The following is a 24,264-nucleotide window of genomic DNA, read 5'->3' on the forward strand; positions in this document are numbered from 1 at the left end:
TACTTTTATTGGAAATCTTAAACCAATGAAATTTAAAACCACTACCCTATTTCTAATTATTTTAATAAGTGCCATGAGTTGTAAAAAGGAAGTTGACAACAGCCCTGAAGGCATTTTAAAAAGAGCTAAAGCTATACATGAGAGCGTCATCACTTTAGACACGCACTGCGATATTAACGTCAAAAATTTTACGGACTCTATCAATTACACACAGCGCTTAGACAATCAGGTAAATCTCCCTAAAATGAATGAAGGTGGTCTTGACGTTGCTTGGTTCATAGTCTATACAGGACAAGATTCTTTAAATAAAGCTGGTTTTGAAAAAGCGTATGAGAATGCCATTTCAAAATTTGATGCCATTCACCGATTAACTAAAGAAATAGCCCCAGACCAAATTGAATTAGCCCTTAATTCTGATGATGTAAGGCGTATCGTTGATGCTGGTAAAAAAGTAGCTATGATCGGTATAGAAAATGGATATCCCGTTGGTTTGGATTTAAGTAACGTGAAGAAATTCTATGATCGTGGCGGACGTTATATGTCATTGGCTCACAATGGGCACAGTCAATTGAGTGATAGCAATACTGGTGAAGCAGATGATGTTTGGTTACATAACGGTCTAAGTGATTTTGGAAAGTTGGTCGTAAAGGAAATGAACAAGGTCGGAATGATGATTGACGTTTCACACCCGTCCAAAGAAGCCATTAGACAAATGATAGAATTATCAAAAGCACCTGTTATAGCTTCGCATTCATCTGCAAGAGCATTATGTGATCATAGTAGAAATCTAGATGATGAGCAACTAGGATGGATAAAAGACAATGGTGGCGTAGTGCAGACCGTCGCTTTTAAATCGTATTTAAATACTGAAAAGTACGAAGTTAGAAATAATAAAGAATTAGAAATTAAGAAGTCGATTGCAGATTCTATGGGTGTTACATACTATGGTCGGAGAGAATTAAGAGGGCTAGAACAAACTCTAAGAGATTCTATAATAGAGTCTGGTTACTTAAGAACCATCAATGATTTAGCCGAAACAAAAATTGCGGCTATGGAAGATTACCCTAAGCCTGTCAATGTTGAGGATTTCGTAAACCATATAGACTATCTCGTCGAAAAAATGGGTATTGATCATGTGGGCATCAGTAGTGATTTTGATGGTGGTGGCGCGATTGAAGGCTGGAGCGATGCCTCTGAGACTTTTAATGTCACTCATGAATTGGTAAAACGTGGTTATACTGAGGAAGAGATAGAAAAATTATGGTCTGGTAATTTACTTCGAGTACTGGATGAAGTCCAAGCGATTTCGAAAACACTTTGATATAAAAAAGGCTCGCAAATGCGAGCCTTTAATTATGTATTCAAGTCTAATTTAGGAAACTTCTATTTGTCTTAGAGGTTTCTTTTTAGCTTCTTCACGTTTAGGCAAAGTCACTTTTAGAATTCCATCTTCGTATTTGGCATTTATTTTATCTGTTTCTACCGTTTCTGGTAACGAAAACGTCCTTTTAAACGAAGAATAGCCAAATTCTCGTCTAGTAAAGTTATTGTTCTCTTCTGAATCCTCTATTTTAGTTTCAGCTGAAATAGATAATAATTGATTATCTAAACTGATATCAAAATCAGATTTCTTTAATCCAGGAACAGCCATTTCAACCTTATATTCTTCATCATTATCCAAAACATTTACTGCCGGCAATGTAATACCTGTATTAAAATTAGAAACAAATTCATTACCAAAATTAGTATTGATAATATCGTCCATCCAAGATGATATACTCGGAAGTGCACTAAAACCTAATCTAGAGTTTCTTTCAGTGCCATTTTTTGTTGCAATTAAATTACTCATAATATTAAATTTTAAATTAAACATTTGTTTTATGTATAATGAGCAAATTAAATACCAAAGTCATTTGACTGAAAAAATTTCAGAATAACTGACATAATTTCACTGTAAAGCTCTATTAAATAGAGGTTTATGTGAATTTTAATAATTAAGTAGCTGAATTAATTCTTCTTCAAATCGTTGTTTCGGCAAGTATTGATCTTCCAATTTATCTAAAAACGGAATTGGTGTTTCGAGGCTAGCGACTCGTTTTACTGGAGCATCTAAATCTTCAAAATAGTCTTCCATGATTGTGGCAGAAATATCACTGGCAATACCCCCAAAAAGAGAATCTTCTTGTAAAATAATGACTTTGCCTGTCTTTTTAACGGACTCACCAATAGTCTCCATGTCTAAAGGCTGTAACGTTCTTAAATCAATGAGATCTGCTTTTACGGTAGGGTTATTTTCTAATGTCTCTAAAGCCCAATGAACTCCTGCACCATAAGTAATGATTGAAATATCTTCCCCTTGCCTTAATAGTGAAGCTTTACCAAAAGGAAGCGTAAAATAATCCGTTGGAACCTCTTGTCGTATACTTCTGTACAAAGCTTTATGTTCAAAAAACAATACCGGATTTGGGTCATTGATAGCTGTTGCTAATAACCCTTTAGCATCATAAGGAAAAGCCGGATATACTACTTTTAACCCTGGTGTTTTTGTAAACCAAGCCTCATTTGTTTGGGAGTGAAACGGACCTGCAGCAACACCAGCACCACAAGGCATTCTAATAACAACATCTGCAATTTGTGCCCATCTGTAATAGGACTTCGCTAAATAATTGACGATTGGGTTAAATCCTGAAGACACAAAGTCAGCAAACTGCATTTCTACAACTGCTTTCATTCCTGCAATGGACAACCCCATTCCGACTTCGACAATTGAAGATTCACAAATAGGTGTATTTCTTACACGCTCGTTACCAAACTGCTCAACAAACCCATCAGTGATTTTAAATACACCTCCATATTCAGCAATATCCTGACCCATGATAACCAAATCATTATGCCGTTCCATCGATTGCCTTAAGCCATCTGAAATGGCATCAATTAAACGTATTTCATTAGATTCTGAATTAGATTCAATGTCTTGATATTGAAATGGTTTATAAACGTCATTTAGTTCTTTACTTAAATCAGGGATAATGTCTGGTTCTGCATAAGCAGAGTCTAATCCTTCGTTTATTTCGGACATGATGTCCTCTCTCATTTTTGTATCGGCTTCAGAGGTTAAAATTCCTTCAGATAGAAGAAAATTTCTGTAGTTATCAATTGGATCTTTTGCCTCCCACTCCTCCATAAGGTCATCGGGAACGTATTTTGTGCCACTGGCTTCTTCGTGTCCTCTACGTCTAAATGTTTTAAATTCTAATAAAATAGGTCTTGGGGTCTTTCTGACGCTCTCGGCTAATGCCTTTAAAGTAGAATAGACCTCTATAATATTATTTCCGTCAATGATGTGAGGTTCCATTCCGTAGCCTATACCTTTATCCGCCAAATCCTTGCAATTGTATTGCTCTTTCGTTGGTGTCGAAAGACCATAGCCATTGTTTTCAATACAAAACAATACCGGTAATTGCCAAACAGAAGCAACATTTAAAGCTTCATGAAAATCACCTTCACTTGTCCCTCCTTCTCCAGTAAACACGGCTGTAACCTTTTCATCATTTTTTAAAAGATTAGCTAAAGCAATACCGTCCGCCACACCAAGTTGTGGTCCTAAATGAGAAATCATTCCCACGAGTTTATAATCTTGCGTTCCAAAATGAAAAGAGCGGTCTCTTCCATTTGTAAAACCACTAGCTTTGCCTTGCCATTGACAAAACAACCTATGTAGTGGCACTTCCCTTGTGGTAAAAACCCCAAGATTGCGGTGCATAGGCAGAATATATTCATCCGAATGTAAGGCCATTGTTACCCCAACAGAAATTGCTTCTTGGCCTATTCCTGAAAACCATTTTGAAATTTTCCCTTGACGTAATAAAATCAGCATTTTCTCTTCTATAAGTCGCGGTTTCGACATATTATAGTAGAGCTTTAAAAGAGTCTCAGCATCTAAGCCATGATTTTTTTTATATGTAATACCTTGTGTTTGTTCTGTTGCCATAAATTATGTTATACTCGCAACCAAATGTACTTAAAATAGACACAAATATTATTAAAATATTTAATGCTCTCGATGTAATAGCGTTAGATTTATAAAGCGAAATTAGTATCTTTACGTGATGTTTAATACAGTAAAATAGACTGATGGAAAGAATACCAAGTGTAGATTTAAAAGATTTTATTTCTAACGACGACACTAAAAAAGAGCAATTTATCAAGGATATTGGAAAAGCTTATGAAGATATAGGCTTTGTTGCACTGAAAGGTCATTTTCTAGATGATGAGCTAGTAGATAATCTTTATCAAGAAGTTAAAAATTTCTTTGAGCTTCCTTTAGAGGTAAAAGAAAGTTATGAAATCCCGGGGATTGGTGGTCAACGCGGCTATGTTTCTTTCGGAAAAGAAAGTGCTAAAGGTAAAAAAGAAGGTGATTTAAAAGAGTTTTGGCATTTTGGACAGTATGTTGAAGATAATGATGAACTTCGTAAAGAATATCCTGAAAATGTTGAAGTAAAGGAGTTACCACATTTTAATGAGGTTGGAAAAGAAGCCTACGGTATGCTAGAAAAAACGGCTAAATATGTACTCCGAGCACTTGCTTTATATTTAGGTTTGGAAGAAACGTATTTTGATGAATATATCCATAATGGTAATTCCATTTTAAGACCAATCCATTATCCACCAATCACTGAAGAGCCAAAAAATGCTGTAAGAGCTGCTGCCCATGGAGATATTAACCTAATCACCCTCTTAATGGGAGCACAAGGAAGAGGCTTGCAAGTTCAAAACCATAAGGGCGAATGGATTGATGCTATTGCCGAACCGGACGAACTTATGATCAATGTTGGTGACATGTTATCGCGCCACACCAATAACAAATTAAAATCTACAATCCATCGTGTTGTAAATCCACCTCGCGAATTATGGGGTACATCTCGTTATTCCATTCCATTTTTTATGCACCCTATCAGCGAAATGAAATTGGACGTTCTAGATAATTGTATCGATGATGAGCATCCTAAATTGTACAGTGACATCACAGCTGGCGAATTCCTAAACCAACGATTGGTAGAATTAGGACTAATTAAAAAATAGAATCCAGTATGCAGTCACAGTAGACATTTGGCTATCACAAATTAATAACTGGGACTGAAAACTGAGACTGAAAACTGAACCAATGGATTTACAAGACCAGCTCAAAAATCTTTTTCCGGACCATGAACCCGAAGAAACTGACGAAAAAGAAGATATAGACCACGGCCTTTGGTTACAAGACGATCCTATCATCTGTAAGTATGAAAAAAGAAAAGGAAAACCAATTACGATTCTAGAAGGGTATACTGGTGCCAATGAAGATTTTAAAGAATTGACCAAAATGCTAAAAAAAGACCTTAGTGTTGGTGGCAGCTTTAAGAATGACGTCATAATCATACAGGGAGATTATAGAGATAAGATTATGACGACACTAAAATCGTTAGGTTTTAATGTTAAACGGGTTGGCGGTTAGATACATGTCAAAACAAATTTTACATATCACTAATGGATATAGCCTTACCAACAACATGGTAAGGTTTGGGTATACTGACGAAATCCTCACCTGGCAAGAAATGCTGTGTGAAGGACCGACAATACCAAAAATTGATTCTGCTGAGTTCTTCAACATCCGTACGGAATTTTTAAAAGAATTTTATGACATTGAGGTCAATCAAAAAGAACTAGAAACAGAATTAGCATTATTAGATGACGCAAACAAGTTTGATGAAATCGTTTTATGGTTTGAGTACGATTTGTTTTGCCATATCAACCTCATTGGTGTCATTAACCTTTTACATCAAAAAGAAATTAAAACCCCTTTATCCTTAGTGTGCAGTGGTCGTGTTGAAGGCAGAAAAGAACTTACTGGGCTAAGTGAGCTTAACTCCAAAGAGCTAAAAGATCATTATGAAGCTCGAACACGATTAGTCAAAGAAGATATGGAGTTAATGATAGCCCTGTGGAGAACCTATAATGGCACTGACCATAACATCTTTAAAATGTACATTACCCAAGGGTCTTCTTTTAAATACTTAAGCAACTGTTTAAAAGCCCATCTAAAGCGTTTTCCAAATTCTAAAAATGGATTATCTGTGCTGGAAGAAACAATTTTAAAATTAATTAAAGAAAACAAGGTAACGACAAGAAATCAATTACTTGGGCTTTGCCTTAATCACCAAGGGTATTACGGTTATGGTGATATACAATTTGAAAGACTTTTAAGTCACATGGAGCATCTTTTTAGTGAATCTAAAAATGGTTTTACTCTAACTGATAAGGGCGAAAATGTATTGAGCGGAGAAGTGAATTCCGAAATGAAATTAAGCAATAACATAACCTATGGTGCTGTTAACCGACTGCGTTATTATTTCGATAACGAAGAAAACAAACTTATAAAAGTCCTGTAATGTCAATAGCTGCTTCAGAGCTCATATTAAACCCTGATGGGAGTGTTTATCATCTTAATCTTAGACCAGAGCATATCTCAAACACAATAATTACTGTAGGAGATCCAGATCGGGTAGATTCTGTTACAACGTATTTTGACAGCGTTGAATTTAAAATAAAAAAGCGGGAATTTCATACCCAAACAGGTACTTACAAAGGCAAACGGATAACTGTAATCTCTACGGGCATTGGTACCGACAATATCGACATTGTATTAAATGAATTAGATGCCCTAGTTAATATAGACTTAAAAAAAAGAACGGTTAAAGATACTTTAACAACTCTTGATGTTATTAGGATTGGCACTTCTGGTTCTATACAAAAACACATTCCAATTAACTCATTTTTAATAAGTGAATATGCTGTTGGGTTTGATAGCTTACTACACTATTACCAAAGTGATTCAGTCCAAGAAAAGGACGTTACAAAAGCGTTAAAAGAAGCTACAAGTTGGGATGAATTTAAATCCCATCCTTATGTCGTCTCTTGTTCAAAGGAACTTTTTAATAAGTTATCATCAAAACATACCTTTAAAGGCTTTACAGGAACTAACGTTGGGTTTTATGGCCCCCAAGGGCGTGTATTACGATTAAAATTAAAGGATAATAAGCTAAATGAGAAGTTGGCACAGTTTAAATACAATAATCTGCAGATCACAAATCTGGAAATGGAAACTGCTGGTATTTATGGTTTATCAAAACTACTAGGGCATAACGCGATTTCCATGAATGCAATTTTAGCAAACAGAGCCACAGGTGAGTTTAGTGAAAACCCATCTAAATTGATAGAAAAATTGATTGTTTATACTTTAAATAAATTGGTAGAATAGTAGGTTACTTATAGATTAGTCAAATGAAAAAAGTAAAAATTGGTGGCGTGCCAGAACATTTTAACCTACCGTGGTATTTTGCACTAAAAAATGGAGACTTTAAAAGCGAAGGCATTAATCTTCGATGGGAGGACTACCATGGCGGTACTGGCGAGATGTGCAAGGCGTTGAGAAATGATGACATAGACCTTGCCGTAATATTAACTGAGGGCATCATAAAAGACATCATTGCAGATAATCCTTCAAAAATTGTCCAAACCTATGTAAAAACCCCTTTGATATGGGGCATTCACGTAGCTGATGGTTCAGGTTTTGAAACACTAGAAGATATCAAAGGAAAAAGAGCGGCTATTAGTCGTTATGGTTCTGGATCTCACCTCATGGCCTATGTCAACGCCAAAAACCAAGAATGGAATCTTGAAAAGGACTTAAAATTTGAGGTCATAAAAAACTTAGAAGGAGCAGTCAATGGCTTAACAAACGGAGATGCCGATTATTTTATGTGGGAAAAGTTTACGACAAAACCACTTGTTGATACTAATGTTTTTAGACGAATAGGAAATTGCCCTTCTCCGTGGCCATGTTTTGTGATTGCAGCAACAGACCGTTTTATAAAAGAGAACCCAGAGGACTTAAGTGCCATTCTAAAAATCATAAACAAGTACACTGAAGAATTTAAAGATGTGCAAGAGGTTGACCAAATTATTGCCAAGCGTTATCATCAACAGCTTGAAGACGTGCAAGAGTGGCTATCTATTACTGAATGGTCTCAGACCTTGATCCCGGAGCGTACAATTAGTAATGTTCAGAATGAATTATTTGATCTAAATATTATTCCTGAAAAATGGCCCTACCAACAGATAGTCAAGCAACTATAATCGACAATACATTTTATCTATTAAGGGTGCAACTTAGAAAACCTAAGTAGTCCAGCCGAATCCTAAATTAACGACCAGTCAATCTTCTCAGCCCCGTCTTGCTGTAGCACCTCATTAGTCTTACTGAAGTGTTTATTTCCAAACCAATAGCCTCGATTTGCGCTAAGTGGTGATGGATGCCCAGATGTTAATATATGATGTTTCTTAGGGTCTATTAGTTTCGTCTTCTTTTTTGCAAAACCACCCCATAAAAGGAAAACAACGTTTTCTTTATGGTCACTTATGGTTTTGATGACAGTATCTGTAAATATTTCCCACCCTTTATTTTGATGACTTCCCGCAGTATGAGCTCTCACGGTTAATGTCGCATTTAATAACAATACACCTTGATCTGCCCAAGATTCTAAATTACCACTTGTAGGATAAGGTAATTTCAAATCCGATTCTAGCTCCTTAAATATATTGGTTAATGATGGTGGATGCGGAATACCATCATGTACAGAAAAACACAATCCATTGGCTTGGTTTGGGCCGTGATAAGGATCTTGACCGATAATGACTACTTTTAAATCTTCAAACCTGCAATGATTAAATGCATTGAAAATATCTTGACCATTTGGGTAACATGTATGCTTTTTATATTCCTGTTTTACAAAATTGACCAAATCAGAAAAATAGGGCTTCTCAAATTCAGGCTTGAGTAATGGTTTCCAACTGTTGTCTATGCTCACATTCATATAACAAATATAATAGGAATGGGTGGTAAACTTGCATTAGGCATATCCTTATAATTCAATTAAATTTGCAACTCATTTTTACATCTAATGATTAACATTCATCCAAAAACGTTAAAGGATTTAGAGTTTCCAACAGTACTCTTACAGGTTGCTGAATTATGTATTACTGCTCTGGGTAAATCGGAGGTGTTATCCATTATACCCTACAAAGATGAATCAACTTTAAAAAGAGAACTACATTACACCAATGAGTATGTAGCGTCTTTTGCAAACGACAACCGTATTCCTAATCATGGATTTGAAGCTATTACCAAGGAATTAAAGCTTTTGGGTATTGAGAACACATATCTCGAAGTAAAAAGCCTCCAAAAATTAGTAAGTATATCCTTAACCTCGAATTCTATTTTAAAATTTCTAAAAAAGTTCAACGAGTACTATCCAAACTTAAACCTATTAGGCCAACATATTGAAGTAACCACAGAGATCGTTGATGAAGTAGATAGAATCGTAGATCGCTTTGGTGATGTAAAAGATGATGCCTCACCGCTTTTGTCAGAATTACGACAAGGCATTAATAAACTCAAAGGAAAAATAAACAGCAGCTTTAGTTCTTCCTTAAACACGTATCACAATCTCGATTATTTAGATGATATAAGAGAGTCCGTTGTAGATAATAAGCGTGTTCTCGCCGTAAAAGCCATGTATCGCCGTAAGGTAAAGGGAGCCATAATGGGAGGAAGTAAAACAGGTAGTATTGTTTATATAGAACCAGAAACTACGCTTCAGTACTCTAGAGAACTTAATAATTTAGAATACGAAGAAAAAGAAGAAGTCATTAAGATTTTAAAATCGGTGACTGATCTCATTCGTGATTATTTACCATTATTAAATTCTTATCAAGAGTTTTTAACTAAGATTGATGTTATTTCAGCAAAAGCTAAATATGCACAAAGCATGGATGCTGTTTTGCCAGAAATCTCAAACGACAAAGAGCTGTTTCTAAAAGATGCCTATCACCCACTACTCTATTTAACTAATAAAGAAAAGAAAGAAACCACCTATCCACAGACCATCGGACTAAATAAAAACAGTAGAATTATTGTAATATCAGGTCCCAATGCTGGTGGAAAAAGTATTACACTAAAGACAGTTGGCTTATTACAAGTAATGATTCAGAGTGGCTTTCTAATTCCTGTGCACGAGCGAAGTACTGTTTGCCTGTTTGAACGGATTCTAAGTGATATTGGTGATAACCAGTCTATAGAAAATCATCTAAGTACGTATAGTTATCGTCTGAAGCAGATGAATTATTTTCTAAAAAAATGCAATGCTAAAACCCTTTTCTTAATTGATGAGTTCGGGACGGGAAGTGACCCAGAGCTCGGTGGCGCTTTAGCTGAAGCATTTCTGGAGGTGTTTTATGATAGAAAAGCATTCGGAATCATAACCACCCACTACTCAAACTTAAAGCTGTTGGCCAATGAATTACCTCACATGCAGAATGCCAATATGCTATTCAATGAGAAAAGTTTAGAGCCTATGTACAAATTGGTAACAGGACAAGCTGGTAGTTCATTTACTTTTGAAGTTGCTCAAAAAAATGGAATTCCTTACAGCCTAATCAATAAGGCCAAAAAGAAAATAGAACGCGGTAAAGTGAGGTTTGATGCTACTATAGCAAAACTTCAGAAACAAAGAAGTCGATTAGAAAAAACTGAACAATCGTTAAAAGCCAATGAAAAAAAGAAACTTTCTGAAGCTGAGAAATTAGAGGTAACTAATGATAGAATCCAAAAGAAATTAGAAAGCTATCAAGAATTGTACGATAGTAACCAACGCCTCATTTACTTAGGTCAGAAAGTCAATGACCTAGCAGAAAAGTTTATGGATAATAAACGGAAGCGTGAATTAATGGGAGAGCTTTTTAAATTGGTTCAGATTGAAAATTCCAAACGTAAAAAAGTATCTGCTAAACAAAAGCGTGCAGAAAAGGCTAAGGAAAAACAAGTAAAACAGGAAGCCGAAAAGAAGGTTGAAGTCATAAGACAGAAGAAAAAGGAGGAAAGGAAAAAGAAAAAAGAGAAACCTTCACCACCTAAACCAATATTAAAAGTTGGTGACCGCGTACGTATGCACGACGGACGAGCTGTTGGTAGTATTGATACCATTGAAAAAAATAAAGCCACGGTAAACTATGGCTTATTTACGACAAACATCAGTATGGATTTATTGGAATTGGTAGAGGCTAAAAAATAGAACATTATTGTTTTAACGGAACTTTTAAATACCTTATAAGTGGTAGTCGTATCTTTGTAGGATTATGTCATTCCTGCGTATGCAGGAATCCATAAGTTAGGATCACATATTAAAATAGATTCCTGCCTTCGCAGGAATGACAAATTATGATAGAAATTCCCAAAGACAAGCAATTAATTCTTTTTGACGGTGTTTGCAATCTCTGCAATAGCTCAGTATTAAAGGTAATAAAGAACGATCCGAAAGATCACTTTTTATTCGCACCACTACAAGGCGATATTGGGCAACAAATTATTTCAAAGTATAATATTGATTCTCAAGAAACAGACTCAATAATTTTATATAACCCTGATTTTGGAATTAAAACAAAGTCTTCTGCAGCACTGCATGTCGCTAAAAAACTGAAATTCCCTTTAAATCTTTCTGCAGTCTTTTTTATAATTCCCAGATTCATTAGAAATTGGGTCTATGACTTTGTTGCTGAGAATCGCTATAAGTGGTATGGTAAAAAAGAGCAATGCATGATTCCCACTCCAGAGTTAAAGGCTAAGTTTTTGGATTAAGTGTCTAAGGTTTTAATTTATTCTAAAAAATTATAATGTCGCCAACCTACTATTAAATAAATAGTCTGAATAAAACTTTTTGTAATACACTTTTTTCTCAATGGCTTCGATAACTATGGTAGAAAAATCTTGATCGTACATATCTCCCATAACATTTAAACCGCCAGGACTAAACACATTAATTTCCATGAGTTTATCCCCGACAATATCAATTCCCACCAAAAACATGCCATCTTGTACCAATTTTGGACGTACCACATCTGCTAGTTGAAGAATTTTATCTGTCATCTTAACTTTTTCGGGCCTTCCTCCTGCATGAATATTGCTACGAATATCACCAGTAGCATTAACCCGCTGCATAATGGCGTATTGTCCATTAACCATAAGCGGCTCACCGTTCATAAGAAATAAACGTGTATCCCCTTTAGGTGCTTCGGATAAATACTCTTGAGCAATTACAAAACCATCTCTACATATAGCATCAATGGTTTGCGTAAGGTTGTGCTCATTTTTTTTATCCATTAAAAAAACATTGGTACCACCTGAGCCTTGTAATGGCTTTAAGATCATTTTTTGCTTCTGTTTTTTAAAAAACGCCTTTATTTCATCATGATCTCTCGTGATTATTGTTTTAGGCCTAATAATCTCTGGAAAATGCTGAAAATACATTTTATTAACTGCACCTGCCAGACTATTAGGGTGATTAAGCACCAAAACACCATTCCTCATAGCAATTTCACCAAAAATAAAAGCAGCATTTTGTGCCCAATCTCTTTCATTTATTTCGTCCGACGGATTGTTTCTTAAAAAAAGAACATCCAAATCCTTAGACGTAACCTTAGTCAACTTTTCTTTTTGTAAAGCTTTAAAATACGTATCTACACTATTAAAATTTCGTCCCGAAATAGTTTTACAACGAACGGCTAAATGCCCTCTAGAAGCGTATGATAATTCACCTACCCCTATAAAATAAACATCGTGTCCTCTCTTGTAAGCGGAGTAGCCTAAAGAAGGTGTTGTATAGTTTGCTTTTTCAGTCTCATGGTCATTTATAATAAAGGCGAGTTTCATAAATACATATTTAGACAGATTAATTAATGCAAACTACTTCTAATAAAAGATATGTATTAACGGTATCCCTTAATTTATTAGCTCTGTTATTTCAATTCCTTTACGGAGTCTTTTTAATCGTTTTTTTACTTCGTCACGCTCAAGGAATCTTGGTGATATTGGTTTTTTTAGAACCTTTCGGTATAATAATTCTTCTACTAATTCAATGTGGTTGGTATTAAATTTACCGCAATATAAATTTTCGAGCTCTCCCCCATTTTTAAGATAATTTAAAACGTCTATCAATCCTGCCAGATATACTGCATCTTTTGTTAGCCCTCCACCTCTATAGACCCGCATGGTAATATAGTACGCTATACGTTCTGAAAAACCATGTCGTTTTCGTAAAAGGCTAAAGGTTTCTATAAAATTACGACCGTCGGTCATAGATTTGACAGCTACAACCCTACCTGCCAACAAACGTAGCCTATTAATAGTAAGGCCTCCTACAAGGTACTCGGCAATAACTGCCAAACCTTCTTGCAACTGGTCATAGCCTTCAAAACCTTCATACATTTGGTGAAAGGGCTGTTGTTTTCCGTTGCAATAGGTCAATAGATGTGTCCCGATTTCGTGCTGTATCAATGCATCTGCTCTGTCCTCACCAAAAGTAACTTCATTATTTATCAATAGTTTTGACTTGGATACCATAATTCCGGCAACATCATCTCTAATCTCTAGTGATAATTCAATATCAGGAAATTTTTTATTGTAGAATGCGAGTTCTTCGTTTGCAATATCTGCAAATTCATGACAATTTAACCTCTTGTTGTTTTTTCCCTCTACTCGTTTTGGAAAGGCTTTTAGAATTTTTCGTGCTTCTTTAAGGACATTCTTTTTAATAACCCCATATAAGCTTTCACCGACAAACCTAAAGTTTTTGGTGCCTCTTTCCTCTAGCATCGTGAGTTGCTTTTCTATCTCTAGCCGTTTTCCTCTCAAAATAAATGCTATCGTAGGGTCATCAACTTCATCTATTGGTATATTGTAAAGTTTTCGTTTTTCTTGCTCAGGATCTAAAGCGATCAGTCGATACTTAAAAGAAGGATTTTTTTTGAAATTATTTTTTTTGAAATTCTTCCACTCTTCATTACTGTTAACAGGAGTCGTTCTCAACAAAAAAGACATCCCTTCACTTATTTTTGCTAAATCCTTATCCGATTTAAGTGTTACTTCATCAATATTGGTTTTACCTAGCATTAAATAATGCTCAAAATCATCAGAAGTCTGCACCCTAATAAATTCGAAAACAGCACGTTTAATCGTCTCTGAAAACACAGAGTAATATTGCCTAAAAAATAGCGAATACAGTTCCTCCGTATTATTGTTCTTATAAAGAATAGGCATGGTTACACCAATAAATAAAACACCTTTCTTTTTGGAGTCTTCAGTATTATATAATGGCTCTAGGTGCTTAGGATGCCTTTGATGCGTATCATCAACATCTACCTTAATATTTGGGTAGGTTTCATTTAGTGTTTTAAACCCGCTTTGTAATGCGGATATGGTTGCTGGAGACTTTCCTACCGGGCAAGAAATGTTGAAGGTAGTACTTTGATTGTCTTGTTCAGGCCAGAACTCGAGTACTAAAAAAGTTTCAAATTTTTTTGAGGTTACTTTTCTAATGGACTCAAGCAAATGTGAAATATCAACTTGGTCATTTACCAATACATATGATGCTTGGGTTCTTATAATTCTAGCGAAATAGACATCTAACTCACTAAACCTATAAATACAGATAAAAGGCATCAATTTATCAATATGAATAATCCCTTTTTCCGGAAGTACTTCATTAACCGGTTTTTGATTTTTAATCGTATTACAGATTCTGTCAATAACCGAATCCTCAATTTTATGAACTGTTTTTACTGGTGCCATTAAGATTTAAATCGATTATAGAATGCTTCAGCATGCTTAGGTAAAAGCTCCCTTAGTTGTGTTTCCACTGAACACACCACCTCTGGGTAAATTATTTGTTGATACTCTTCGCAATATACTTTTGCAATTTCTGTAGCTAAAACCAAAGTGTTTTTAAAGGTATTTGTAATATGTTTTAAAAAATAACCATTGCCTTGAAACACATCATTTATAGTAGATGTTTGTTTTATGTTATGAGGTAACTCAATGGATGCCAAGGATTGTCTCCAAGATTCAATAATGTCACCAAAGCGTTCGTTATCAACATTAGATGTACCTAAATTCCATGTTGGCACTTCCCTATCCCAACGTTGCCAATTATAACTGTGCATATCGTAAACTATGGCGACTTTAAATTTCTCTTCTAATTTAGACAGTAATGCATCCACTACCTTATAGAAATTGGCATGTTTATTAAGGCTTATTTCTTTTTCTGATTCTTCCAAAGGATGTTTCCAAAGTTGTTTCCCCCAAGCTGTTTCAAACACAGCGTTTTCAGAATCTCGGTTAAGGTCATATTCAAATCGTGAATCATAACCTGCCAAAACTATAGGATGGGATTGTATCATCGTTTTAGTTTCCGGATCTTCTTCGTACCAGCGCTCGTATTCAGTATGCATACAATTTTTCCACAACGACTTTCTGAACTGATGTCCATTATGAATTGCTGCACAGGCATAGTAGGTGTAATCTTCAATTTTTAATGTAAGTGAATAATCTTCGGAAACAGCATGAAAGGTTTCTTCATTATTGATTTTTTCAATAATTTCTGAAATTGAAAGTCGTTCCATAATTATGCTTCCTCTACTGTTTTTCGCAATCGTGTTCTTCGATCAAATGCCTGAAGCTGATCCAATACCTTACTTTCTAGAAAGTCTATAACCTTTTCTTCAACCTTACGCTTGTTCTTATAGACTTTATTGATATAGGTAATACCGCCTGGTGACATTACATTAACTTCAACAAGTTTTCCGCCGATGACATCAATACCAACAAAATAAAGACCATCCTTAACTAATTTTGGGCCAATCTGTTTGCATAACGCTTTTTCTGCTTTAGTCAAAGAATGCTTTTGAACAGAACCGCCAGCAGACACATTTGAGCGATGATCATCGGTCCCTGGAACACGTTTCATGGCACCAACAGGCTCTCCATTCAATAATAAAATCCTTACGTCTCCTTGGTCTGCCCCTTCAATATAATCTTGAAGTATGACATAATTAGATTCACCATCACCGGAAGTGATGTAAAAATCGAGCAAGGAATTGATATTATTCATTGCAGATTTTTCAATGAGAATAACACCAGAACCTCCAAAACCATTCAATGGCTTTAAAATCATTTTATCTGCTTTAGACTCTTTAATCTGTTGGGTTAAATAATCCTTGTTTTTTGACACATGGGTATTTGGAATAATATTGCTATGTGCATCACCGAAAGCTGCTGTATAGAGCTTATTATTGGCCTCTCGCATACCTTGCAATGAGTTAACGATAAAGACATCATTTTTAACAGAATCCAAAAAATTCAACATTATAGGATCAAGCGGTGGATTTGCTCTAAAAAAAATGGTATCAAAACCTGCAAGCGGCAGCATTTCATCTCTTAATTGAACTTTTTTATAAAACGCCTTTAAGGTACTTGGAGTTTTGTCCATACGGCCGATGACTTTACAAAAAGCATTGGTAACACTATCACGGATGGTTAAATTGGCTGGAGTACATATAGCTACACCATGCCCTCTTTTAACACACTCTTTTATTAGGGCTAAACTGGTATCGTTCTCAGGATCTATGTTTTCCCAAGGGTACATTATAAAGCAGATATTCATTGGTCTCTAAATTTTAAGTAGTGCTTAATATAACAAAATTAAGCCTAAACTATGAGTCCAAATCGAACGTTTCTGAAGGATCTTCTTTTCCTGAATACTCTAACATATTCTCGCCATCAGCAATTATTGAGCATACAGTAGCATCTCCCGTTACATTAACTACAGTTCGGAACATATCAAGAATTCTATCAACAGGAAAAATAATGGCAATCCATGCAGGATTTAACCCTACAGAATCCAAAACAATAATGAGCATCACTAACCCTGCGCTCGGCACAGCTGCAGAACCGATAGATGCCAAAGTTGCCGTAAGTACTACAGTAATCTGTTGACCTAATGTTAAATCAATTAAGTGCATTTGAGCCAAGAAAATTACTGCAACAGCCTGATATAAACTTGTTCCATCCATATTAACCGTAGCACCAATAGGCAATACAAAACTGCTTATTTTTTTGTCAACACCTAAGTTCTGCTCAACACACTCCATAGTAACAGGAAGTGTAGCAGCACTACTAGATGTAGAAAATGCCAATGTTTGTGCTGGACTCATGGATTTAAAGAACCCGGAATATGGTATTTTCTTTACAAAGAGTTTTAGCACTATTGGATAGATTACAAAAATCATTAGTAGAAGTCCTAATAAAACGGTCAATGAATACCAACTCAGCCCTTTAAATATCTCTACTACCTTACCAATATCATTACCCGCCATTTTAGATACCACACCTGCTAAAAGTGCAAACACAAAAAATGGTGCAGCTTGCATCACAATGTCCACCATCTTTAAGAAGACTTCGTTTATACCATCCACCAAGTTTAAAACAGGTTTTGATTTATTACTTGGAATGAAAAGCAAACACACCCCAAAAAACACAGCAAAAAAGATAATTTGAAGCATTAATCCATTATTAGATAAGGAGTAAAAGAAATTGCTAGGTACAATATCAATTAATGGTTGAAGTGGTGTTGTTTCTTTTCTGCTTTTTACAGTCTCCATTTTATCAGCAACAGCAGCTTCTTGTAACTCGCTTTTAGAAAGCTCCGAAATTTCTTGGGCACGCTGAAGAAATTCTGGATCCTTTAAATAATTGACACCGTCCTTAATTTCATACCCTTGACTATCTGCCCAAATTTCATAACTAATACGATTGTCAATACGACTTTCTTCATCTATTAACTTACCAGGCTTTATAACATTGACCAACATTAAACCCAATGATATAGCCATAATTGTTGTTAAAAGGTAAATACCAAGGGTTTTACCTCCCATACGTCCTAAACTACTAGGGTCACCAATATTTGCAACTCCACTTATGATTGAAAACAGAACAAGAGGTACGGCAATGAGTTTCAATAAATTGATAAAAATTGTTCCGAAAGGATCAATCCAATTTATGGTAAATTCACTCCAGCCCATTGAGCTCGATAACAAAGCCCAAATGATACCGAGTACCATACCGATGATAATTTTCCAATGTAAAGCGAGTTTTTTCATGTTTTTTTATTTGTCATTCCTGCGACCGCGTGCGCTAAAGCTTTAGCGGTGGCGCAAGGCAGGAATCTATTATTTTATATTAAACTTACCAATCACGTGACTCTTGTCTGCGCAGGAGCGAATAATCCGCCATAACCAAAGCAGCCATAGCTTCCACAATAGGCACGGCTCTAGGCACTACACAAGGGTCGTGTCGCCCTTTGCCTTGCATTTCTACAATTTCGCCAGAACTATTCAACGCATCTTGCTTTTGAAGGACAGTTGCTACGGGCTTAAATGCCACATTAAAATAAATATCCATACCATTACTAATGCCTCCTTGCACACCACCCGAGAGGTTAGTCGTAGTGGTTCCATCTTCCTTAAATAAATCATTGTGCTCACTGCCTTTCATCGTAGAGCCCATAAAACCACTACCATATTCAAAACCTTTTACGGCATTAATCGACAGCATGGCTTTACCTAATTCGGCATGGAGTTTATCAAAAACAGGTTCTCCTAATCCGACAGGAACATTCTGTAACACGCACGTAATAACTCCCCCAACAGTATCGCCTTGCTTTTTTATATCCTGAACTTTAGCGATCATTTTTTCAGCAGTTTCAGGTTCTGGACATCGGATAACATTAGATTCTATTAAGCTAAAATCTAATTCTTGATACGGCTTTTCAATTTTAATATCACCAACTGCAGATGTAAAAGCATTTATTTTTAAATCTTTTAAAAACTGTTTAGCAACAGCACCTGCAACTACCCTACACGCTGTTTCGCGTGCTGAGCTTCGCCCGCCTCCTCTGTAATCTCTAACACCATATTTTTTGTCGTACGTATAATCGGCATGGCTAGGACGATAAACATCTTTAATATGGGAGTAATCCTTAGATTTTTGATTTGTATTATGAATAACAAAACCAATAGGGGTACCAGTCGTTACTCCTTCAAATATACCTGAATAGAATTCAACAGTATCTGGCTCTTTTCGTTGTGTTACAATTTTAGATTGACCAGGTTTACGGCGATCCATGTCGAGCTGAATTGCTTCGAAGTCAATGGGTATTCCGGCCGGACATCCGTCAATAATTCCGCCAATGGCTTTACCGTGTGATTCACCAAAAGTAGTAAGCTTAAATAATTTTCCGAAGGAATTGCCTGCCATTATAATTAATTTTCGCTAAAGTAAATGTAAATACACAGAAACAAAAATGGATATGCGATTTTTAAAACAGCTTTTACTTTTTATTAAGTTAACATACAGCGTTTAGCTATAACATTAATCTAACAATTCCCTCATCATTAAATAATTATGCTATAACGTTTAATTAACCCATAAATAAGTTCTTTGTAATAATAAACACTTTGCCTTTGGATCTAAAACGTAAACTTGAAGTTGTGGTCATTTCAGATGTTCATTTGGGTACCTATGGCTGCCATGCCAAACAACTTGTCAACTATCTAAGCAGTATTAAACCAAAAACCCTCATACTTAACGGAGACATTGTGGATATGTGGCAGTTTAGCAAACGTTACTTTCCTAAATCGCACCTAAAGGTCATTAAAAAAATAATGGATTTTGCTGCAAATGGTACAGAAGTCATCTATATCACAGGAAACCACGACGAGATGTTGCGAAAATTTAGCGGTACTACTATTGGAAATATTTCGATTGTTGACAAGAAAGTTTTAGAGTTAGACGGAAAAAAAGCATGGTTTTTCCATGGGGATGTGTTTGATATTTCAATTCAAAATGCAAAATGGCTTGCCAAATTAGGTGGCTATGGCTATGATTTGCTCATTCTCCTAAACCGAGTTGTTAACTGGACATTAGAAAAATTGGGCAAAGAACGTTTTTCTTTATCAAAGCATATAAAAAATAGTGTCAAAGGAGCCATTAAGTACATTAATGATTTTGAAAAGACCGCAACCGACCTTGCCATTGAGAATAACTACGATTATGTGATCTGTGGCCATATACATCAACCCAAAATAGAAATCATAGAAAACAACAAAGGGAAGACCACCTATTTAAATTCTGGTGACTGGGTTGAACATTTTACTGCTCTTGAGTACCAATTTAAGCGTTGGAAAATCTACAACTACAACAAGGACAAACTCATTCCGTTTTCTGTTGACGAAGACCTTAAAGAACTTGAGGTCAAAGATCTAATTGCAGCGATTACTATTGTGCAACAATCTGAAGAAACAAAGCAATAGATAATTAAGTTAAGCGTTAAACATAAACGTAAAAAAACACAAATCTCTTTAATAATTTATTAAATTTGACACTTAAATACTTAATTATGAAACATAAAGCCCTTTTATTTCTACTTACTCTTGGACTTATTACTGCCTGTTCATCTAGTGATGATTCTAACACGCCTAGTGAACCTATCGAAGGAAACTATTATCCGTCATCAGCGAATAACACATGGATTTATAATGTTGATAATAGCAGTACTTCAAATCCTGAATTGGATTATACTGGTACGGATTTAGTCACCATTAATTCTGAAACCGGAAGTTCTTTTACAATTAATGTCAATAGCGATACATCACCAGAATTTGGTTTAATGAATGCTATTTTAAATACTGGAACATTAACCCGTTCTGCATCGACCTTGGCCTTAAATGGTGAATTGCCATTACCAGCCGAGTTAGATTTTTTATCTGAAACGTCTTTAACACTAACTAATTTTTTACTGTATGATTTAAATGCAGGAATAAACTCAGGTCTTTCAACACTAGAAGGAGTTCTTAATGAAACTATCGATATTGATGGAAGTTCTTTTCCGTTGACTGCAGTTTATAGCATAACTAACACCAGAACATCAAATGTTTCTTCTATTAATGTGGACGGTGAAACCTTTACAGATGTCATAACATCAGAAATAACCTTAAACCTCGACTTGTCAACTACTGTAGTTGTTAATGACGTGAGTACTAATGTGACAATAATAGAAAGTCAAGATGTCTTGGTCATCAAAAATTATTTTGCAGAAGATATTGGTTTAATTAAGTCTGAAGCAAATCAAACCTATACATTAGATGCTAATTTTGTAAGTATATTAGATTTGTTAGGATTAACGTTAGATTTTCCAACAACGTTAAGCGTGTCCAACACTCAAGACATTGACAGTTACGTCGTCAATTAAAAAAACATCGAATAAATATGAGTAAAGCATCGCTATCAGCGGTGCTTTCTTATTTTAAAGCGTTTTTTAATATGGTTATGGGGTGTAATGCCAAACGATTAGTGCCATCTTTAATTTGGTGGCGACAGCTCGTTCCGTTTGCAGCGATGATTGTGCTTTGAGACGATTTTCTAATCGCTGGAAAAAGTGTTTGCTCGCCTATGGTCATACTAATATCATAGTGGTCTTTTTCGTATCCAAAACTGCCAGCCATTCCACAGCACCCGCTTGGTATTATAGTCACGGAGTAGTTTTTAGGCAAATTTAGCATATCAAAGCTAGACTTTGTGTTAGCTAATGCTTTTTGATAGCAATGTCCGTGAAGCTTAATGGTTTTAGACTCCTCAGTAAATTGATGGCTGTTTATATAACCCAATCCTATTTCTTTTTGAATGAACTCTTCAATTAAAAATGCATGTTTTGAAATATGTTTCGCTCCTTCTCTATCATCAACTAAGCGTAAATAATCATCCCGAAAACTGAAAACTGCAGAAGGTTCAATGCCAACCAGAGGAGTATCTTCTGCAATTATTGTTTTTAAAAATGAAATATTTTGATTTGAAATAGCCTTAGCTTCCTTTAAAAAGCCTTTAGATATGTGAGCACGTCCGCTTTCTAAATGGTCAATACATTTTACCTTGTACCCTAGAGTTTCTAATACCAATTTGGTGTCTAAGGCAATATCAGATTCTAAATAATTAGTGAATTCATCTATATATAAATACACTGTTTTATTTTGTGTTGATTGACTTTGTCTTTCTCCCAGCCCTTTATTTAAAGTATTTATTTTAGAAAATGATTTTGAGACTTTCGGCAAACTACGTTTCGGATGAATCCCTAAACACTTTTTAATAAGGGTTGAAGTCAAGAGGTTCTGAAAAATAGCATTATACAATCCCGGAAATCTAGACGCCATCTTATTATACTTAGTGGCATTAGCAAAAAATCGATTCTTAAAACTATAGCCATTCTCTTCTTGGTATTGGTATTGAAATTCTGCTTTAAGACTTGCCACATCAACACTGCTCGGACATTCACTGCTACATGCTTTACAGCTTAAACACAAATCGAAAACAGTTTTTAAGTCTTCGCTATCAAAGCGATTTTTCTTTTCCGAATGTGTCAAAATCTCCCTAAGCGCATTTGCACGAGCTCTTGTAGTATCCTTTTCGTCTTTAGTCGCACGATAACTTGGGCACATGGTACCACCAAATTCTGGAAGTTTTCTGCAATCCCCAGAGCCATTACATTTTTCAGCCTCTCGTAGAATACCTTTAGACGATGAAAAGTCCAGTAATGTTGAAACTTCAGGTTCTTCTCTATTTGGCTCATAGCGCAAATTTTTATCCATCGGTGATGGATCTACTATTTTCCCAGGATTAAAAATATTTTGCGGATCAAATACGGCTTTAATTCGTCTTAGAATTTCATAGTTTTCCTTACCGATCATAAAGGGAACAAACTCTCCACGGACCAAACCATCACCATGCTCCCCTGACAGGGAACCATTATATTTTTTGACTAATTTGGCAACATCAGTAGTGATTTTTCTAAAAAGAATGATGTCTTCTTCTTTTTTTAAGTTCAGGATTGGCCGTAAATGTAACTCCCCTGCACCAGCATGCGCATAGTATACAGGTTTCTGTTTATAAGATTCCATTAGATTGGAAAACTCATTGATGTAGCTCGACAAATCTTCCAAGACAACAGCTGTATCCTCAATACAAGCCACAGCTTTGTTATCACCAATCATATTTCCCAACAAACCCAAACCTGCCTTTCTAAGCTCTAATGCGTTCTCTATATCATTACCTTTGAGCACAGGGTTTGCATAAGACAGACCTTGTTTTTCAACAACTTGAAGAAACGCATTGATTTGAGTATTTAATAATGTTTCATCTACAGCCCTTAATTCGCACATTAATATAGCCTTAGGACTGCCTTCCACAAAAAAGCGATTTGCTTCTTGTGCCTTATTGTGTTTGGTGAGATTTAAAATAGTATCATCCATCATTTCACAAGTATACAAGTGATGCTGCATAACTTTTTTAACTGAAGACATACAATCCTGAATACTTTTAAAATGCAGAGCGACCATAGCACTTTCTAAAGGTGGTAACTCACCTAACTTGAGAGTGATTTCTGTGGTAAAGGCTAATGTACCTTCACTACCAGAAAGAAGTTGACACATATTAAAGTCATCCTGCGTTTCCGTAAATACATTGTTGTTAATAAGAGCATCTATAGCGTAGCCAGTGTTACGTCTATGAATTTCAGACCGTGGAAAATCTCTCTTAATTCTATTTTGAACTTCTTTGGACTTCAATTCATCATAAACCGTTTTATAGATAGCCCCTTCCAATGATTGAAGTTCTACCTTTTTTAGAAACCCCTCTTTATTTATAGTATTAAATACGACTTCAGAACCATCACTTAAAAGTGTTTTCAATTCAACAACCTTATCTCTGGTCACACCATATTGAATGGACGTAGTTCCTGAAGAATTATTGCCAACCATGCCTCCAATCATACAACGGTTAGAGGTGGATGTATTTGGTCCAAAAAATAATCCGAATGGTTTCAAAAAGTTATTCAACTCATCCCTGATGACACCTGGCTGTAGCGTAACTGTTTTCTCCGCCTCATTGACACTAAGAATACGAGTAAAATGTTTAGAAACATCAACAATAATCCCTTTTCCAACACATTGACCCGCTAATGACGTGCCTGCAGCTCTGGGAATTAAAGATGTACTATTCTGCTTTGCAAAATCTATAAGTAGCTTTAGGTCTTCAATGGTCTTTGGATAGGCAACTGCTAAAGGCAACTTTCTATATACTGAAGCATCTGTAGCATATAAAAGTTTCAATAAATGGTCTGCAGACAACTCCCCCTGAAACTCTTCTTTAATTGTGGTAAAATCTATGGGGTGCTCTACTAGCATTAGAGTTAATCTTAGTGTGAAATGAATTATAAAATTGTCCTAAAA

The 24,264-nt window shown here is 35.6% G+C and carries 20 protein-coding genes; 10 read left to right on the forward strand and 10 right to left on the reverse strand.

Features of this window, described 5'->3' with window-relative positions; genetic code table 11:
• The first annotated feature begins 25 nt into the window (after positions 1-25).
• A complete protein-coding gene (locus ACFEMA_RS08065) occupies positions 26-1,321 on the forward strand; it encodes a dipeptidase (protein ID WP_411767625.1) in 1,296 nt (431 codons plus the stop codon).
• Positions 1,322-1,372: 51 nt separating this feature from the next.
• On the opposite strand, the gene ACFEMA_RS08070 is transcribed toward ACFEMA_RS08065, so the two are convergent.
• Together ACFEMA_RS08070 and ACFEMA_RS08075 are read right to left on the reverse strand one after the other, a co-directional pair.
• Positions 1,373-1,849: an Hsp20/alpha crystallin family protein gene (locus tag ACFEMA_RS08070; RefSeq protein ID WP_411767627.1), complete on the reverse strand. Its 477-nt coding sequence runs from the start codon at positions 1,847-1,849 to the stop codon at positions 1,373-1,375.
• Between the two features lie 138 nt (positions 1,850-1,987).
• Positions 1,988-3,991 carry a thiamine pyrophosphate-dependent enzyme gene (locus ACFEMA_RS08075; protein ID WP_411767628.1) on the reverse strand — a complete coding sequence of 668 codons (2,004 nt, stop codon included), beginning with the start codon at positions 3,989-3,991 and terminating at the stop codon, positions 1,988-1,990.
• Between the two features lie 143 nt (positions 3,992-4,134).
• Here ACFEMA_RS08075 and ACFEMA_RS08080 point away from each other — a divergent pair, with 143 nt between their 5' ends.
• The 5 genes from ACFEMA_RS08080 to ACFEMA_RS08100 all read left to right on the forward strand — a co-directional run bounded on the left by ACFEMA_RS08080 (position 4,135) and on the right by ACFEMA_RS08100 (position 8,178).
• Positions 4,135-5,085: an isopenicillin N synthase family dioxygenase gene (locus tag ACFEMA_RS08080; protein ID WP_411767629.1), complete on the forward strand. Its 951-nt coding sequence runs from the start codon at positions 4,135-4,137 to the stop codon at positions 5,083-5,085.
• A gap of 82 nt (positions 5,086-5,167) precedes the next feature.
• On the forward strand, positions 5,168-5,497 hold the full coding sequence (locus ACFEMA_RS08085) for a translation initiation factor (protein WP_411767630.1): 330 nt from the start codon (positions 5,168-5,170) through the stop codon (positions 5,495-5,497).
• A gap of 4 nt (positions 5,498-5,501) precedes the next feature.
• Positions 5,502-6,431, forward strand: coding sequence for a DUF1835 domain-containing protein (locus ACFEMA_RS08090; protein WP_411767631.1), 930 nt, complete (start codon positions 5,502-5,504; stop codon positions 6,429-6,431).
• Positions 6,431-7,300 (forward strand): nucleoside phosphorylase, encoded by an 870-nt coding sequence (locus ACFEMA_RS08095; protein WP_411767632.1) that lies wholly within the window; start codon positions 6,431-6,433, stop codon positions 7,298-7,300. The genes ACFEMA_RS08090 and ACFEMA_RS08095 overlap by 1 nt, the downstream gene beginning before the upstream one ends.
• A gap of 23 nt (positions 7,301-7,323) precedes the next feature.
• Positions 7,324-8,178 carry a substrate-binding domain-containing protein gene (locus ACFEMA_RS08100; protein ID WP_411767633.1) on the forward strand — a complete coding sequence of 285 codons (855 nt, stop codon included), beginning with the start codon at positions 7,324-7,326 and terminating at the stop codon, positions 8,176-8,178.
• A 62-nt stretch (positions 8,179-8,240) separates the two neighbouring features.
• On the opposite strand, the gene ACFEMA_RS08105 is transcribed toward ACFEMA_RS08100, so the two are convergent.
• Positions 8,241-8,915 carry a uracil-DNA glycosylase gene (locus tag ACFEMA_RS08105; RefSeq protein ID WP_411767634.1) on the reverse strand — a complete coding sequence of 225 codons (675 nt, stop codon included), beginning with the start codon at positions 8,913-8,915 and terminating at the stop codon, positions 8,241-8,243.
• Between the two features lie 87 nt (positions 8,916-9,002).
• On the opposite strand from ACFEMA_RS08105, the gene ACFEMA_RS08110 reads away from it, so the two are divergent.
• Positions 9,003-11,171, forward strand: a complete 2,169-nt coding sequence (locus ACFEMA_RS08110) for an endonuclease MutS2 (protein ID WP_411767635.1) — start codon at positions 9,003-9,005, stop codon at positions 11,169-11,171.
• Between the two features lie 146 nt (positions 11,172-11,317).
• Positions 11,318-11,734: a thiol-disulfide oxidoreductase DCC family protein gene (locus ACFEMA_RS08115; protein ID WP_411767636.1), complete on the forward strand. Its 417-nt coding sequence runs from the start codon at positions 11,318-11,320 to the stop codon at positions 11,732-11,734.
• Positions 11,735-11,764: 30 nt separating this feature from the next.
• Here ACFEMA_RS08115 and ACFEMA_RS08120 read toward each other — a convergent pair whose 3' ends face one another.
• From ACFEMA_RS08120 to aroC, 6 genes are all read right to left on the reverse strand, one after another.
• Positions 11,765-12,805 (reverse strand): glutathione synthetase, encoded by a 1,041-nt coding sequence (locus tag ACFEMA_RS08120; protein ID WP_411767637.1) that lies wholly within the window; start codon positions 12,803-12,805, stop codon positions 11,765-11,767.
• Between the two features lie 69 nt (positions 12,806-12,874).
• Positions 12,875-14,722 (reverse strand): flavohemoglobin expression-modulating QEGLA motif protein, encoded by a 1,848-nt coding sequence (locus tag ACFEMA_RS08125; protein WP_411767638.1) that lies wholly within the window; start codon positions 14,720-14,722, stop codon positions 12,875-12,877.
• Complete coding sequence (locus tag ACFEMA_RS08130) at positions 14,722-15,552, reverse strand: N-formylglutamate amidohydrolase (RefSeq protein ID WP_411767639.1); 831 nt, start codon at positions 15,550-15,552, stop codon at positions 14,722-14,724. The genes ACFEMA_RS08125 and ACFEMA_RS08130 overlap by 1 nt, the downstream gene beginning before the upstream one ends.
• 2 nt (positions 15,553-15,554) lie before the next feature.
• Entirely contained in the window at positions 15,555-16,592 is a 1,038-nt protein-coding gene (gene gshB, locus ACFEMA_RS08135; RefSeq protein WP_411767640.1) for a glutathione synthase, read from the reverse strand.
• A gap of 49 nt (positions 16,593-16,641) precedes the next feature.
• Positions 16,642-18,087: a dicarboxylate/amino acid:cation symporter gene (locus ACFEMA_RS08140; RefSeq protein WP_411767641.1), complete on the reverse strand. Its 1,446-nt coding sequence runs from the start codon at positions 18,085-18,087 to the stop codon at positions 16,642-16,644.
• Between the two features lie 85 nt (positions 18,088-18,172).
• Entirely contained in the window at positions 18,173-19,243 is a 1,071-nt protein-coding gene (gene aroC / locus ACFEMA_RS08145) for a chorismate synthase (protein ID WP_411767642.1), read from the reverse strand.
• 206 nt (positions 19,244-19,449) lie between these two features.
• Here aroC and ACFEMA_RS08150 point away from each other — a divergent pair, with 206 nt between their 5' ends.
• Positions 19,450-20,298, forward strand: coding sequence for a UDP-2,3-diacylglucosamine diphosphatase (locus tag ACFEMA_RS08150; protein WP_411767643.1), 849 nt, complete (start codon positions 19,450-19,452; stop codon positions 20,296-20,298).
• A gap of 86 nt (positions 20,299-20,384) precedes the next feature.
• Positions 20,385-21,236 (forward strand): hypothetical protein, encoded by an 852-nt coding sequence (locus tag ACFEMA_RS08155; RefSeq protein ID WP_411767644.1) that lies wholly within the window; start codon positions 20,385-20,387, stop codon positions 21,234-21,236.
• 49 nt (positions 21,237-21,285) lie between these two features.
• Here the strand turns inward: ACFEMA_RS08155 and ACFEMA_RS08160 are convergent, their stop codons facing one another.
• Entirely contained in the window at positions 21,286-24,219 is a 2,934-nt protein-coding gene (locus tag ACFEMA_RS08160) for an FAD-binding and (Fe-S)-binding domain-containing protein (protein ID WP_411767645.1), read from the reverse strand.
• Between the last annotated feature and the right edge of the window lie 45 nt (positions 24,220-24,264).

The organism is Winogradskyella sp. A3E31, assembly GCF_046720935.1.
In the GTDB taxonomy this organism is placed as follows: Bacteria; Bacteroidota; Bacteroidia; order Flavobacteriales; family Flavobacteriaceae; genus Winogradskyella.

Coding starts and splice junctions, on each gene's coding strand:
- ACFEMA_RS08065 (WP_411767625.1), top strand. CDS start 26: ATGAAATTTAAAACCACTACCCTATTTCTAATTATTTTAATAAGTGCC.
- ACFEMA_RS08120 (WP_411767637.1), bottom strand. CDS start 12,805: ATGAAACTCGCCTTTATTATAAATGACCATGAGACTGAAAAAGCAAAC.
- ACFEMA_RS08095 (WP_411767632.1), top strand. CDS start 6,431: ATGTCAATAGCTGCTTCAGAGCTCATATTAAACCCTGATGGGAGTGTT.
- ACFEMA_RS08155 (WP_411767644.1), top strand. CDS start 20,385: ATGAAACATAAAGCCCTTTTATTTCTACTTACTCTTGGACTTATTACT.
- ACFEMA_RS08125 (WP_411767638.1), bottom strand. CDS start 14,722: ATGGCACCAGTAAAAACAGTTCATAAAATTGAGGATTCGGTTATTGAC.
- ACFEMA_RS08070 (WP_411767627.1), bottom strand. CDS start 1,849: ATGAGTAATTTAATTGCAACAAAAAATGGCACTGAAAGAAACTCTAGA.
- aroC (WP_411767642.1), bottom strand. CDS start 19,243: ATGGCAGGCAATTCCTTCGGAAAATTATTTAAGCTTACTACTTTTGGT.
- ACFEMA_RS08080 (WP_411767629.1), top strand. CDS start 4,135: ATGGAAAGAATACCAAGTGTAGATTTAAAAGATTTTATTTCTAACGAC.
- ACFEMA_RS08085 (WP_411767630.1), top strand. CDS start 5,168: ATGGATTTACAAGACCAGCTCAAAAATCTTTTTCCGGACCATGAACCC.
- ACFEMA_RS08115 (WP_411767636.1), top strand. CDS start 11,318: ATGATAGAAATTCCCAAAGACAAGCAATTAATTCTTTTTGACGGTGTT.
- ACFEMA_RS08160 (WP_411767645.1), bottom strand. CDS start 24,219: ATGCTAGTAGAGCACCCCATAGATTTTACCACAATTAAAGAAGAGTTT.
- gshB (WP_411767640.1), bottom strand. CDS start 16,592: ATGAATATCTGCTTTATAATGTACCCTTGGGAAAACATAGATCCTGAG.
- ACFEMA_RS08090 (WP_411767631.1), top strand. CDS start 5,502: ATGTCAAAACAAATTTTACATATCACTAATGGATATAGCCTTACCAAC.
- ACFEMA_RS08075 (WP_411767628.1), bottom strand. CDS start 3,991: ATGGCAACAGAACAAACACAAGGTATTACATATAAAAAAAATCATGGC.
- ACFEMA_RS08100 (WP_411767633.1), top strand. CDS start 7,324: ATGAAAAAAGTAAAAATTGGTGGCGTGCCAGAACATTTTAACCTACCG.
- ACFEMA_RS08130 (WP_411767639.1), bottom strand. CDS start 15,552: ATGGAACGACTTTCAATTTCAGAAATTATTGAAAAAATCAATAATGAA.
- ACFEMA_RS08110 (WP_411767635.1), top strand. CDS start 9,003: ATGATTAACATTCATCCAAAAACGTTAAAGGATTTAGAGTTTCCAACA.
- ACFEMA_RS08105 (WP_411767634.1), bottom strand. CDS start 8,915: ATGAATGTGAGCATAGACAACAGTTGGAAACCATTACTCAAGCCTGAA.
- ACFEMA_RS08140 (WP_411767641.1), bottom strand. CDS start 18,087: ATGAAAAAACTCGCTTTACATTGGAAAATTATCATCGGTATGGTACTC.